10 protein-coding genes and 1 other RNA gene are annotated in these 14,027 nt (G+C 34.5%); 4 read left to right on the top strand and 7 right to left on the bottom strand.

The genetic code is table 11. The annotated features are described in order from the left end of the window. Positions 1-1,277: translation elongation factor 4 (gene lepA / locus ACIQ0D_RS07225; RefSeq protein WP_395804168.1), on the bottom strand; the 1,277-nt coding region annotated here is incomplete at its 3' end. Positions 1,278-1,445: 168 nt separating this feature from the next. Between lepA and ACIQ0D_RS07220 the strand changes: the two genes are divergently transcribed. The 3 genes from ACIQ0D_RS07220 (at position 1,446) to ACIQ0D_RS07210 (ending at position 4,406) form a co-directional block, all read left to right on the top strand. Beyond that, entirely contained in the window at positions 1,446-2,573 is a 1,128-nt protein-coding gene (locus ACIQ0D_RS07220; protein ID WP_395804166.1) for an NAD(P) transhydrogenase subunit alpha, read from the top strand. A 70-nt stretch (positions 2,574-2,643) separates the two neighbouring features. Continuing rightward, positions 2,644-2,952, top strand: a complete 309-nt coding sequence (locus ACIQ0D_RS07215; protein WP_395804164.1) for an NAD(P) transhydrogenase subunit alpha — start codon at positions 2,644-2,646, stop codon at positions 2,950-2,952. Between the two features lie 47 nt (positions 2,953-2,999). Continuing rightward, the gene (locus tag ACIQ0D_RS07210; RefSeq protein WP_395804162.1) at positions 3,000-4,406 is read left to right on the top strand and encodes an NAD(P)(+) transhydrogenase (Re/Si-specific) subunit beta; all 1,407 of its coding nucleotides are present in this window, start codon (positions 3,000-3,002) and stop codon (positions 4,404-4,406) included. Positions 4,407-4,433: 27 nt separating this feature from the next. Here the strand turns inward: ACIQ0D_RS07210 and ACIQ0D_RS07205 are convergent, their stop codons facing one another. The 4 genes from ACIQ0D_RS07205 to smc all read right to left on the bottom strand — a co-directional run bounded on the left by ACIQ0D_RS07205 (position 4,434) and on the right by smc (position 10,787). Next, the gene (locus ACIQ0D_RS07205) at positions 4,434-5,813 is read right to left on the bottom strand and encodes a sigma-54-dependent transcriptional regulator (RefSeq protein ID WP_395804160.1); all 1,380 of its coding nucleotides are present in this window, start codon (positions 5,811-5,813) and stop codon (positions 4,434-4,436) included. Between the two features lie 80 nt (positions 5,814-5,893). Then, an RNA gene (gene rnpB / locus ACIQ0D_RS07200) (RNase P RNA component class A) lies at positions 5,894-6,275 on the bottom strand. Between the two features lie 37 nt (positions 6,276-6,312). Further along, positions 6,313-7,209, bottom strand: a complete 897-nt coding sequence (locus ACIQ0D_RS07195) for a M28 family peptidase (protein WP_395804158.1) — start codon at positions 7,207-7,209, stop codon at positions 6,313-6,315. 26 nt (positions 7,210-7,235) lie between these two features. Continuing rightward, positions 7,236-10,787, bottom strand: coding sequence for a chromosome segregation protein SMC (gene smc / locus ACIQ0D_RS07190; protein WP_395804156.1), 3,552 nt, complete (start codon positions 10,785-10,787; stop codon positions 7,236-7,238). Positions 10,788-10,956: 169 nt separating this feature from the next. Here smc and ACIQ0D_RS07185 point away from each other — a divergent pair, with 169 nt between their 5' ends. Continuing rightward, positions 10,957-11,940 (top strand): potassium channel beta subunit family protein, encoded by a 984-nt coding sequence (locus tag ACIQ0D_RS07185; protein WP_395804154.1) that lies wholly within the window; start codon positions 10,957-10,959, stop codon positions 11,938-11,940. A 67-nt stretch (positions 11,941-12,007) separates the two neighbouring features. Here the strand turns inward: ACIQ0D_RS07185 and ACIQ0D_RS07180 are convergent, their stop codons facing one another. Together ACIQ0D_RS07180 and lpdA are read right to left on the bottom strand one after the other, a co-directional pair. Continuing rightward, a complete protein-coding gene (locus tag ACIQ0D_RS07180; protein WP_395804152.1) occupies positions 12,008-12,850 on the bottom strand; it encodes an MBL fold metallo-hydrolase in 843 nt (280 codons plus the stop codon). 9 nt (positions 12,851-12,859) lie between these two features. Continuing rightward, positions 12,860-14,027 (bottom strand): dihydrolipoyl dehydrogenase (lpdA, locus tag ACIQ0D_RS07175; protein ID WP_395804150.1); only part of this gene is annotated, 1,168 nt, incomplete at its 5' end.

The raw sequence follows: 14,027 nt of genomic DNA, 5'->3' as shown, positions 1-14,027 counted from the left end.
CCTCTTTTTTGAATACAAAGAGACATGATTGAACCAACAAATTCTGATTTAGTGATGATATTAGCCTTGATATAAGGTTCTTCAACATGATCTAGTTTACTAGGGTCAGGAAGATCAGAAGGATTATGAACATCAATTTCTACACCCTTGGATGTAAACGCTTTATAAGAAACGTTGGGAACGGTTGTAATAACCGTCATGTCGAATTCACGTTCAAGGCGTTCTTGAATGATCTCCATGTGAAGCATTCCCAAGAATCCACAACGAAATCCAAATCCTAATGCTGCTGATGATTCAGGTTCAAATACGATTGAAGCATCGTTTAGCTGCAATTTGTGCATGCTTTCACGCAATTCTTCGTACTCATCAGTATCAACAGGGTAAATTCCGGCAAAAACCATTGGTTTAACTTCTTCAAAACCTTTAATTGGTTCTTTACTTGGTTTTTCTTTGTGAGTTATGGTATCTCCAACTTTTACTTCACGAGCCTCCTTGATACCAGAAATGATATAACCTACATCACCAGTTTTTATTACATCTTTTGGCTTTTGAGTTAGTTTTAAAGTGCCAACTTCCTCCGCAATATAATCTTTATCAGTAGCTACAAATTTTACTTTATCTCCTTTACGAATTTCTCCATTTAAGACTTTAAAATAAGCGATAATACCTCGGAATGAGTTAAATACTGAGTCGAAAATTAAAGCTTGTAATTCACCATCAGGATTTCCTTTTGGCGCTGGAATACGTTCTACAATAGCTTTTAATATATTATCTACTCCCAAACCAGTTTTTCCAGAAGCAGGAATAATTTCTTCACGCTTACAACCAATTAATTCAATAATCTGATCTTTAACCTCCTCAGGCATCGCACCCGGAAGGTCCATTTTATTAAGAATTGGTATGATTTCCAAATCATGCTCTAAAGCAAGATACAGATTTGAAATGGTCTGAGCCTGAATACCTTGTGAAGCATCTACAATTAATAGTGCCCCTTCGCATGCAGCAATGGAACGAGAAACTTCATAGGAAAAATCTACGTGCCCAGGTGTGTCAATTAAATTTAAAACATAGGGCTGACCATCCTGAATATAATCCATTTGGATAGCATGACTTTTTATTGTGATACCACGCTCACGTTCTAAATCCATGTCGTCAAGCAACTGAGCCTGAGATTCACGTTGAGTTATCGTGTTAGTGTACTCCAGAAGACGGTCGGCTAAGGTGCTTTTACCGTGATCTATATGAGCAATTATGCAAAAATTTCTTATGTGCTTCATCTGAAATGCAAATATAGTTTTTTGTAAGCAAATTTTGCTTTAGTTCTTTTAAATATGATTGTAAATCATGATGCCTAAAAGCCATGATTTTCATTTAAAATACCTTTCTTTTTTATTCTTTAATTATTTTAAGTATTTTGTGAAAATTACTCATTTACAGCCTATTCTATGATAATTGGAATCTTACGTGAACCATCAATTGAAACTAGAGTTTCTTTAATTCCAGAACACATAAAAGTGCTTACCAAACAAAATATCCAAGTTTTAGTGGAGCATAATTGCGGTATTTTGGCTTTTGCACCTGATAATTTATACAATGAACAGGGTGCTTTATTGAGTACAAGAGATGAAATTTTAAAAAATGCTGATGTTCTTTTGACTATTAATTCTTTGTCGAATGAAGATTTAAAAAGTGTTAAGAAAAATACCATTGTATTAGGAGTTTACAGTCCCTTAGGTAATTTAAATTTAATGCAAGACTGGTCTCAAAAGGGATTAACAACATTTAGCATGGATATGTTGCCTCGGACTACCAGAGCGCAGAGCATGGATATTTTGAGCTCTCAAGCAAATATTGCTGGTTATAAGGCGGTTTTGTTAGCAGCTATGCAATTGCCTAAATATTTCCCAATGTTTATGACTGCTGCGGGAAGCATCGCACCAGCGAAAGTAATGATTTTGGGTGCTGGTGTTGCAGGTTTACAAGCAATTGCCACAGCAAAACGTTTGGGTGCCGTTGTTGAAGTGTTTGATACTAGACCCGCTGTAAAAGAGGAGGTGATGAGTTTAGGTGCTAAATTTATAGAAGTTGAAGGTGCTCTTGATGCTTCCAATGCTGGTGGATATGCAGTGGTTCAAACAGAAGAATATCTTCAAAAACAAAGAGAAAAAATTGCAGATGTGGCTTCAAAAGCGGATGTTATTATTACTACAGCCCAAATTCCAGGTAAAAAAGCTCCAATTTTATTGCCAGATGCTATCTTGGATAATATGAAACCAGGCTCTTTAATTATTGATTTAGCCTCTGCGACCGGTGGTAATACTTCTCAAACTAAAGATCTTGAGACTGTTAGATATAAGAATGTGACTATTATTGGTAACTCAAATTTACCTGCTACAATGCCTTCTGATGCGAGTAAGCTTTACGGTAAGAATATTTTAAATTTCTTACAGTTAATTATTGGAACAGATGGTTCACTAAACTTAAATTTCGAAGATGATCTAGTTAAAGGTACCTGCATTACTCATAATGGCGAGATTTGTAATAATCGAGTTAAAGAAATAGCAGGAATGTAAAGTATTACTTTATATAATTTGTATAAATAATTGTTAAATAAATAGATATAAATTTTAATATATATTAGAAATGGAAACTATGTTAAATTGGCTTACTCTTCATCAGGATATGATTTATATCGTTCTTTTAAGTGTTTTCCTAGGTATTGAAGTCATAGGTAGGGTACCAAGCGTGCTCCATACTCCTTTAATGAGTGGTGCTAATGCAATTCATGGGGTTGTTATTATCGGGGCTATTATTGTAATGGGTAAAGTTTCAAGCGAGAATATAACTGCCCTAATTTTAGGATTTTTGGCTGTGATACTAGGGACATTGAATGTTGTGGGTGGTTTTGTGGTTACAGATAGGATGTTGGAAATGTTTAAAAAGAAAAAATAGATTTTAAAATAGCCAATAGAATATATCATTTTAATATAAATTATTACATGGAATTAAACATACTTGTCATTTGTTACTTAATTGGATCAGTAACATTTATCATCGGATTAAAAATGTTGAGTCACCCGGAAAGTGCTAGAAGGGGTAACCTCATTGCTGCTGCAGGAATGGCAATCTCAATCTTTGGGACTATTTTTCTTTATGAAGAGGATGGCCTTAAACTGCAAAATTATCCATGGATTTTTGCTGCTTTAATTATTGGCTCAATTTTAGGTACTCTAGCAGCAAAAAGGGTAAAAATGACTGCCATGCCCGAAATGGTTAGTTTGTTTAACGGTATGGGTGGTGCTTGTGCAGCTTTAATTTCTATTTTAGAATTTGATCATATTTATTCTTTAATTAAAGATGGTAGGGACTCTGATCATAGTATTTTATTAATCATTTTTGCGGGATTGATTATCGGTACTATTTCTTTTGCCGGTAGTATGGTGGCTTGGGCTAAGTTAAATGGAAGGATTAAGGATTTTTCATTCCAAGGTCAGCATATCATGAATCTGCTAATTTTTGGTGTAATTATTTGTCTTTCAGGTTACTCAATTTATTCAGGTGATTTACAAATTCACACCTTATTTTATGTAGTATTCGCCTTGTCTATAATTTATGGTTTATTCTTCGTGTTGCCTATTGGTGGCGCCGATATGCCAGTTGTTATTTCTTTGTTGAACTCATTTACAGGAGTTGCAGCCGCATTTGGAGGCTTTTTATACAATAATCCAGTGATGCTTACTGGAGGTATTTTGGTAGGTTCTGCAGGTACTATTTTAACTATTTTAATGTGTAAGGCCATGAATAGGCCTCTAAGTAATGTTTTAATAGGTTCATTTGGTGGATCAAAATCTAGTGCTGCCTCCAAAGATCAGGGTGCCTATAAAGAGATTAGCATCAGCGATTCGGCAGTTGTAATGGCTTATGCCAAAAAGGTAATGATTGTCCCAGGTTATGGATTGGCTGTTGCTCAAGCTCAGCACGTATGTCATGAACTTGAAAAACTTCTTAGTGATAAAGGAGTTGAAGTAAACTACGCTATCCACCCAGTAGCGGGTAGAATGCCAGGACACATGAATGTATTGCTCGCAGAAGCTGATGTAGACTATTCAAGTCTTTTGGAAATGGAAGATGCTAATGATGTTTTTCCTCAAACAGATGTTGTCCTTGTTTTAGGCGCAAATGATGTTGTTAATCCTGCTGCCAAAACAGATCCTTCATCACCAATTTATGGTATGCCGGTTTTAGATGTTGAGTTAGCCAAATTGGTAATAATTAACAAGAGAAGTATGAATCCTGGTTATGCAGGAATAGAGAATGAACTATTTTTTCAACCTAAGTCATCCATGCTGTTTGGAGATGCTAAAGATGTACTTCAAAAATTAGTATCAGAGATTAAGACGCTTTAAGCTTATTGATTTAATATTTTCAAGGCTTTATTCTTCTCGTTTTAAACTATATTTATCAATTTTACTATACAAATGGCTTCTTTGAATGTCGATTTCATCGGCTGTTTTTGATACATTCCAATTGTTTTTCTCCAATTTATATTTAATAAAATCGCGTTCTACATAATCTTTGTATTCCTGAAAATTAGAAAAACTGTCAAAATTTAAGGAATGATTATTTTTTGAGCCTACTGATGTTGAGCTTATTGAATTCGGGTTAGCAAAAGCTATGACATCCTTATCTGTTATTACTTTATCACTCAAAATGATAAGACGCTCAATCATATTCCTTAACTCTCTAATATTACCAGTCCACGCCATGTTTTTTAATGCATCCATAGCTTCTCCACTGATAGCTTTAATGGGCATACCATAGTCATTGCAAATTTCGGTACAAAAGTTTTGAGCAATTAGAGGAATGTCCTCCTTTCGCTCAGTTAAATTTGGTACGTGGATTAAGATCACACTTAGTCTATGATAAAGGTCCATTCTGAAGTTACCCGCCTCAATTTCTTTTTGGAGATCTTTATTGGTTGCAGCTATCACACGTACATCAACATCAATTTCTTTTTCTCCACCTACACGTGTTACCTTATTTTCTTGGAGTGCACGTAATACTTTTGCTTGAGCGGAGAGACTCATGTCACCAATTTCATCTAAAAATAATGTTCCACCATTGGCTTGCTCAAATTTTCCAATTCTTTGTTTAATGGCTGAGGTAAAAGATCCTTTTTCATGACCAAATAACTCGCTTTCAATTAATTCTGAAGGGATGGCAGCACAATTAACTTCAACTAATACAGAATCTGCTCGGTTCGATTTTTCATGAAGCCAACGCGCAACTAACTCTTTCCCACTTCCATTAGCACCGGTTATCAATACACGCGCATCGGTAGGGGCAACACGTTCAATAGTATCTTTAATTTTTTGAATGGCGGTTGATTTACCTAGCATCTCACGTGTGCGACTTGCTTTACGCTTTAATACTTTGGTTTCTGTAACTAAATTTTTGCGTTCTAGGGCATTTCTAACCGTTAATAGCAATCTATTTAAATCGGGTGGTTTAGTTATAAAGTCATAAGCTCCTTTTTTACTGGCCTCAATAGCAGTTTCTACAGTTCCATGTCCAGAAATCATGATAAAGGGTAAGTCTGGTTGTATTTTTAGTCCCTCTATCAGAACCTCCATACCATCCATCTTATTCATTTTTATATCGCAAAGAATCAGGTCATATTCGTTTTTAGAGATAAGTATCAGTGCATCAGAACCATTGTCTATGTCATCTACTTGATATTGTTCATATTCTAAAATCTCACGCAATGTATTACGTATTGACCTTTCATCATCTATTATTAGAATTTTTGCCATATATTTTAGAGAATTAATTTAAAGATTGTTATAATAATTTAAATAATTATTTAACTATAAATTAATAAAAATGATTTAAAAAATAATGCAAGCCTGTAAGCCGGGTTCTGTTTTCCGATAAATCGAAAATTCTATCATTTATCTAGCCATGAAATTGCTTACATGATCTAACGACCTACCCATTCCGGATTTTGCTGTTTTGCAGCAAAGGAAACGAGCAGCTTCGCTTCCGGAACCTATTTGGTCTTTCAACTCCTGGGGTTTACCGCACAGCATGTCGCCATACCGTACCGTGAGCTCTTACCTCACATTTTCACCTTTACCTACCGAAGCAGGAAGTATATTTTCTGTGGCACTTTCCGTCACCATTTTCATGATGCCTTCCTGTTAGGAAGCAGGATGCTCTGTGTTGCCCGGACTTTCCTCCTTGACTTTCATCACGGCGATAGAACGGCTTGCATATCAAAGATAAGAATTTTGAATTAAGGAGTGGGGGAATTTATTTTATCCTTTGAAGATCTTTATCTAGTTTAATTATACTTTTTAAAATTGCAGTTGCTGCTGCGTAGAAAAAATCCTGATTGATATTTTGAAAGGTATCAGTTGCTTGGTGGTAATCTTTATGATCTTCAACGCCAAAATAAATAAAGGGTATATTTTCTTTCGCAAATGGACCTTGATCACTTTGCATGGTCCAATCATCTTTCCCGCTACCAGGAACATCATGTCCAAAAATTATATTTATTCCAGTATTTTTATCTGCATCCTTTATAATTTCTTTTAAAACTGGCGTTTTATAGGTCCCTGCTGCATATAATTCCGATTTGTCATTATGGGAAACCATATCCATATTAATATTTAATTTTATGGCTTTCTTATTAGTCTTAGGATCTTTTAAAAAAGCATATGCACCTTGAAGACCCATTTCTTCTGCATCAAAGGCGATAAAATAAATTGTGCTTTGTGGCTTATGTTTTTTAAAATATTCAGCGATACTTAATAAAGCAGATACTCCAGAGGCATTGTCATCAGCTCCGTAATAAATCTTTGAATTATTGATACCCACATGATCATAGTGTGCTGAAACAACGATTATATCTTCTGTTTTACCTTTGATATAAGCAATTAAATTAGTCCCATTTACTTGCTCTGACTTTCGGTTTTTAAAACTAAAATCGTGCTTAAAATCCTCATTAATGGAGTTAAGACCTATTTTTTTAAATCTATCGATGATATATTCCGCAGCAGCATGATTTCCAGAAGTTCCAGTTTTTCGTCCTTCATATTTATCGGATGCTAAAATCTCAATATCTTTTAATAAGTCAGCTCTATTTATAAGCTGAGCCTGAGATTTAAACCCTAAAAGTAAAGCAATGATTAAAAGAACTTTTTTCATATTAATTTTTTAAATAGCACCCAAACTTAAGCAACCTCACGCATATCAACAGCCACCACTCTAGAAACACCCTGTTCTGCCATTGTAACACCATATATTATGTCAGTACTTGCAATAGTACGTTTATTATGGGATACAATGATGAATTGAGATCGATCAGAGAACTCACGTATTATATTATTAAACTTATCAATATTTGTATCATCTAGAGGAGCATCCACTTCATCAAATATACAGAATGGGGCAGGTTTCAATAAATATAGGGAGAATAAAATTGCTGTCGCAGTTAGCGTTTTCTCTCCTCCTGATAATTGATTGATGGATAATGGTCTTTTACCTTTTGGTCTAGCTATGATTTCTATATCAGATTCTAAAGGATTTGTTGGATCCGCTAAAATCAAATCGCAACTATCTTCTTGATTAAATAATGAACGGAAAACCTCAATAAAATGTGTTCTAACACTTGTAAAGGCTTCCATGAACTTTTCTTTTGCAGTATCATCAATTTCTTTGATAGTCTGTAAAAGTGAGGCTTTTGCTTCTGAAAGATCCTTTTTCTGCGATTGAATAAATGTATAACGCTCATTCATTTCTTGGTATGCTTCCATCGCCATCGGATTGATAGCGCCATATTCATCAAGTTGCTTTTTTAATTTTTCAGTCCTTTCACGCAAATCTTGTTCATTTTCAGTTTCCTGAGCTTGATTGATCTCATCATCCAAAAGTTCAGCAATATCAATTGAAAATTCGACAGATAAACGTTCTTTTAAAGCGTTCAATTCAAGTTTTATAGCTGTTTTTTGATCCTTTAACTCATTACTTATTAAATCAGCTGACTCTTTGTTTTTACGGAGCGTACTAATGTTTTCTTCAATCTCAGTAATTTTCCCTCTAGAACCATAAAATTCTTGTTCTGAGTCTCTTAGTGCAATTTCAAACTCTTCCTTTTGAGCGTACATCGCAATTAAATCTTCATCAGAATGATCTGCATGTTGTAATGATTCTTTGATGCTTAAATTCGTTTTTTCAAGCTCGCTAGTATTAATTTCGATTTTAGTTTCGAGTGATTTTTGCTGACTTTCTCTGTATTCCAAATCTTTTTGGATGCTCGAAACTTTGTTTTGCTGTTGATGAAAACGGATATTTTCCTGATTAAACGAACCAGACTTATTACTTAAGAGCTCGGTAAGTTCATTGTATTCTTGTTGGAATTGTATTAATTGGACCTCTTTTTCGTTCTTTTTGATTTTCAATTCAGCCAAAAGAGGCTCAGAAGTTAATAATTCAGCACTTATACTTGAAATTTTTTGTTCAATGTCTTGCTTTCTATTTAGACTATTTTCAATAAAAGCCAGGTATTGTTCCTGCTTTGTTTTTACAGAAGTAAACTCATTACTTAGTTTATTAATCTCAATTTGAAGGAGGTTAATAAAATCTTTTTGAGATGATTCACTCTGGTTTTTAAGATTTTCTTCTTCAATTTCAATTTCAGACTTTAACTTAGTCAAGCTTGCTTCTGTGCTACTAATTTCCTTTGAAAGCTTTTCTAAATTTTTAGCACGCCCAATTCTTTTCCCTTCAAATAAACCTACAGATCCACCAGACATGCCAATTCTGTTTTTTGAGAACATTCCTGATTTACTGAGAATTACAAATTGTTCTTCAGGTAGAGCAGATTTGAGTTCTTGTTCATCACCGGTTTCGAGAAGATATACATTGTTTAAAAGTATCTCACAAAGAGGGCGATACTTAGAGTCGGTATCGATAATGTCAAGTGCCGAAATTAAATTCGTTCCGCTTAATTTTTCAGTATTGGATTTAGTTTTTTTACTTAGTGCATCTAAAATGAAAAAATTTGCACGTCCTCTAGAAGAGTCGTTGAGTAATTGAATGGCCTGAATGGCTTCTGACTGTGATTCAACCACATAATGATTCATTACAGGTTCCAAGTAGTTTTCAATAGCTATCCTATACTCTTCACGACAGAATAAAATATCCGAAAATAGGGGAGCTTGTTTTGCCCAGCCAGCATTTTTCTTCAAGAAACGAATAGATTCTGGAAAACCTTCCAGATTATCAACCATTGATTTAGTTAAATTATATTCGTTTTGTTTGGAATCTAGCTTACGGCTTTCTTGGTTTAAAGTATCCTTTAATTCTTTTAATTTTTCTGTACTTCGCTGTATTTGACGGTTAAGCTCATCCTCAAGTTCCTTTTTATTAGTATAATCTTTTTGCTTAGACGCTAAATTGCCACCAATTTCATCAATTACTTTATTGAATTCATTGAGTTCAGTTTCCTTAGAAATAGTATCCTCCATATTTCGGTTAGCTTCCTGAAAAAGTGCTTCCTTTTGAATATTTAGAATGGCAATGTCTTTTTCAAGTTTATAAACCTGATTTTGAAGGTCAGTATTTTCTTTTGTGTAAGAGTCTAATTGAGCTTTTGATTTTTGTTGATTCTCTCTAAGTCCATTTATTTCTAATTGCTGTGACGCTAAAGATGTTTGTAATTTAGTAAGGATTTCACTTTCTTGAAGATGTTCCTCATTTAATCGTTTTTGATTGTAAAAGACATGGTTAAGCTGGTTTTTGTCTTTCTCTAACTCATCGCTTAGTCGAGTTTTTTTATCTTCTAAAAAGCGTAATTGTTCGTTTTTTAATTTTTTGTCGCTTTCGTAGTTTCTTATTTTAGCAATAAAATCGTTGTTAGCTTTTTGCTGTACGGAAAGATTTTTTTCAAGCTTCAAATTATCAAGTTTTTGCTGTTGCAATAAGGCTTCCAAATTATTTATTGCTGTGCTAATTCCTGAATTGCCTAAGGCATGTTCTTGTTCTTTATCTTCAAGTCTTGAAAGTGATTCTCTAAACCCAATAATACGAAAAGAGGCTAGGAGTATGCTTAATGTTTTGTATTGCTCTTTCAGTTTAAAATAACGTTCTGCCTTTTTTGCCTGATTTTCAAGTGTTTTGAGGTTTTTTTCAATTTCAAAAAGTAAATCTTCAACACGACTTAAATCAGCTTCTGTATCCTTTAATTTGTTAAAGGTCTGTTTTTTTCGTAACTTATATTTGGATATTCCCGAAGCTTCCTCAAACAATGCACGTCTTGAATTGTCTTTATTGGCAATGATCTCATCTATCATTTTTAGCTCAATGATAGAGTAGGAGTCAGAACCAATTCCTGTATCAAGAAAGAGGTCTGTGATATCTTTTAAACGACAAGCAACATCATTTAATCGATATTCACTTTCGCCAGAGCGATAAAGTTTTCTAGTTATGGTAACTTTTGTAAAATCAGTAGGAAGGATGTTTTTAGTATTATCAAATGTCAAAGAAACTTCAGCCAAATTGGAAGCCTTACGATTTTTTGTTCCATTGAAAATAATGTTTTCCATTTTTTCGGAACGTAACATTCGGGTACTCTGCTCACCCAAAACCCAACGTATAGCATCCACAACATTTGATTTTCCGCAACCATTAGGGCCTACAATTGCTGTAACACCTTCGTTAAAGTTAATAGTGATTTTATCACCAAAACTTTTAAAGCCTTTGATTTCCAGTTGGGTAAGTTGCATTTTACTGTTTTCGCTTAGTGCGAATTTGAATTTTATTTAGGCGCACAATTTAAGAAATATTACAGAGCTATGCGATATTTTTTAGCATTAGAATCGATAAATCTTTTTTTGTTTTGCAATTTACTATCTTAGAAAGAAAAATAAATTAACAGTTTATATTTATAATACTATGGAATACAGGCGTTTAGGAAAATCTGGTTTAAGAGTGAGTGCACTTTCTCTTGGAAGTTGGTTAACTTTTGGGAATCAGATTGAAGATAAGGTGGCAGAAGAGTTGATGGATGTGGCGTATGAGGCTGGTGTTAATTTCTTCGATAATGCAGAGGGTTATGCAGGTGGGAAGTCAGAGATTGTAATGGGTAATATTCTTAAAAAGAAAAATTGGGATCGTAGCTCTTACATAGTTTCTAGCAAGATATTTTTTGGAGCAGAAGAAAAGAAGCCCAATATGATTGGACTTTCAAAGAAACATATTTTTGAAGGGACACATAATGCTCTGAAGCGACTTCAGCTAGATTATGTTGATTTAATTTATTGTCATCGCCCGGATAAGGAAACACCTATAGAAGAAACTGTATGGGCAATGCATCAATTAATTCAATCTGGAAAAGCACTTTATTGGGGGACATCGGAATGGAGTGCTTTAGAAATCATGCAAGCACATTATTTTGCAGAGAAAAATCATTTAGTGCCACCTGTAATGGAGCAGCCTCAGTACAATATGCTTTGGCGTGAAAAAATTGAAAATGAATTTTTACTATTATTTAGAGATTTTGGAATGGGTACCACCATTTGGAGTCCTTTAGCATCTGGTTTGCTTTCTGGAAAATATAATGATTCTAATCCAAAAGATACGCGTTTTAGTATTGAGAGTCTCGATTGGCTTAAAAACAGACTTTTGGTTGAAGAAAACATTGTTAAGGTTAAATTATTGAAAGGTGTAGCTGATAAATTGAATACTACCTTAGCCAAGTTGGCAATTGCTTGGTGTCTCAAGAATCCTAATGTAAGTACTGTTATTCTAGGAGCTACAAAAGTTAGTCAGCTACAGGAAAATTTAACAGCTATGGAAGTTTTACCTTTATTAAATCAGGAGGTCATGGATGAAATTGATGTGATTACTGGAACGAAGCCTCAGATCACTGTAGTTTAAATCATTGTAATTTTCATTCTATAAAAAAAGCAATCCTATTGGATTGCTTTTTTTATTTATAACAAACTTAAACTTGAATAAGTTTGAAAGTATCTTTTACTCGAATGCCTTTTTCTGTGTCTTGTAGAGTACAGCATTCATTAATTGGATCATGCTCTAAGAAAAGAATATAAGCATTTTTCACCGCTTCTGCAAGAAATTCCTTCTTTTCTATTAAAGTTTTGAGAGGAAACATATCGTATGCCATCACGTAGGGTAGAGGTATGTGTCCTATAGAAGGCAATAAATCAGCCATATAAAGAATAGTTTTACCTTTATAGGAGATTTGTGGTAACATCATAGATTCAGTATGGCCAAATGCAAAACGAATTTTAATATTATTGGTAAAATTAATTCCATCAACACAGTCAATGAATTTTAATTTACCACTTTCTTGAATAGGCAATAAGTTTTCCTTTAAGAAAGAGGCTTTTTCACGATCGTTTGGCTCGATGGCCCATTGCCAATGTTCAGCATTTGACCAATAAGTTGCGTTTTTGAAGGCTGGGACAAAACTTCCATCTTCTAATTTATCAATAGATCCACCGCAATGATCGAAATGTAAATGAGTTAAAAACACATCAGTAATATCGTCTTTTGAAAATCCATTTTTTGCTAAAGATTTTTCAAGAGTATCATCGCCATGTAAGTGATAATGTTTTAAAAATCGCTCATCTTGTTTATTTCCAATGCCATTATCAATAAGTATCAAACGATCTCCATCTTGTACTAGAAGGCATCTCATGGCCCAAGTACACAGATTTAATTCATCTGCGGGATTAGTCTTTTGCCAAATAGATTTTGGTACTACGCCGAACATAGCACCTCCATCTAATTTAAAAAAGCCTGTTTCGATCGTAAATAATTTCATTTTAATATTTTACAAGTGAATTACTTCACCATACGCATCAGCTGCAGCTTCCATAATTGCTTCACTCATGGTAGGGTGAGGGTGCACCGTTTTCACGATATCCATGCCAGTAGTTTCTAATTTTCTAGCTACAACAACCTCTGCAATCATTTCAGTAACATTGGTTCCAATCATGTGAGCGCCGAGGAATTCACCATATTTAGCATCAAAAATCACTTTTACAAAACCATCCTTAGCACCTGCAGCACTTGCTTTTCCGGATGCAGAGAATGGGAATTTCCCAACTTTAATTTCATATCCAGCTTCTTTTGCTGCTTTTTCGGTGTATCCAACAGAGGCAATTTCTGGAGAGCAATAAGTACATCCAGGAATATTATTGTAGTTTAAAGGCTCTGGATGATGTCCTGCAATTTTCTCAACACAAATAATTCCTTCGGCAGAAGCAACGTGTGCTAATGCTTGTCCTTTAACAATATCTCCAATGGCGTAAACACCTTCAATATTGGTCTTGTAGAAATCATCAACTTGAACACGACCTTTATCTACGGTAATACCAACTTCTTCTAAGCCTAAATTTTCTAAATTAGGGCTATAACCAACTGCCGAAAGAACAATATCACATTCTATAACTTCTGTCCCAACAGCAGTCTTAACGGTTACCTTGCATGTTTTTCCACTTGTATCAACCGACTCCACATTGGTTCCAGTCATGATGTTAATTCCAGATTTTTTGAAGCTTCTCACCAATTGTTTTGAGATATCTTCATCTTCAACAGGAACAATATTATCTAAATACTCAACTATGGTAACTTTTGTACCCAATGCATTGTAGAAATAAGCAAATTCTACGCCAATTGCTCCAGAGCCTACAACAACCATTGATTTAGGTTGTTCAGCTAATACCATAGCTTGACGGTATCCAATCACTTTTTTGCCGTCTTGTTTTAAGTTTGGTAATTCACGTGAACGACCTCCAGTGGCTAAAATAGTATGTTTAGCGGTATATTCTTTTGTGGATCCATCTGCACCAAGAACCTCAACTTTTCCACCTTTTTTTATTTTACCAGTGCCCATGATGACCTCGATTTTGTTCTTTTTCATTAAGAATTGAACACCCTTGCTCATCCCATCGGCAACAGCGCGACTTCTTTTTATGATTGCACCAAAATCAGCCTCA

It is taken from the genome of Daejeonella sp., from assembly GCF_044342615.1.
Lineage (GTDB): Bacteria > Bacteroidota > Bacteroidia > Sphingobacteriales > Sphingobacteriaceae > Daejeonella.
Note: the sequence above shows the minus strand (reverse complement) of the source record. Positions and strands in the feature narration are given on the sequence as shown.

Excerpts from the sequence above, each read along its gene's own strand:
- ACIQ0D_RS07180 (WP_395804152.1), bottom strand. The coding sequence starts at position 12,850 with ATGAAATTATTTACGATCGAAACAGGCTTTTTTAAATTAGATGGAGGT.
- ACIQ0D_RS07220 (WP_395804166.1), top strand. The coding sequence starts at position 1,446 with ATGATAATTGGAATCTTACGTGAACCATCAATTGAAACTAGAGTTTCT.
- ACIQ0D_RS07215 (WP_395804164.1), top strand. The coding sequence starts at position 2,644 with ATGGAAACTATGTTAAATTGGCTTACTCTTCATCAGGATATGATTTAT.
- ACIQ0D_RS07195 (WP_395804158.1), bottom strand. The coding sequence starts at position 7,209 with ATGAAAAAAGTTCTTTTAATCATTGCTTTACTTTTAGGGTTTAAATCT.
- smc (WP_395804156.1), bottom strand. The coding sequence starts at position 10,787 with ATGCAACTTACCCAACTGGAAATCAAAGGCTTTAAAAGTTTTGGTGAT.
- ACIQ0D_RS07210 (WP_395804162.1), top strand. The coding sequence starts at position 3,000 with ATGGAATTAAACATACTTGTCATTTGTTACTTAATTGGATCAGTAACA.
- ACIQ0D_RS07205 (WP_395804160.1), bottom strand. The coding sequence starts at position 5,813 with ATGGCAAAAATTCTAATAATAGATGATGAAAGGTCAATACGTAATACA.
- ACIQ0D_RS07185 (WP_395804154.1), top strand. The coding sequence starts at position 10,957 with ATGGAATACAGGCGTTTAGGAAAATCTGGTTTAAGAGTGAGTGCACTT.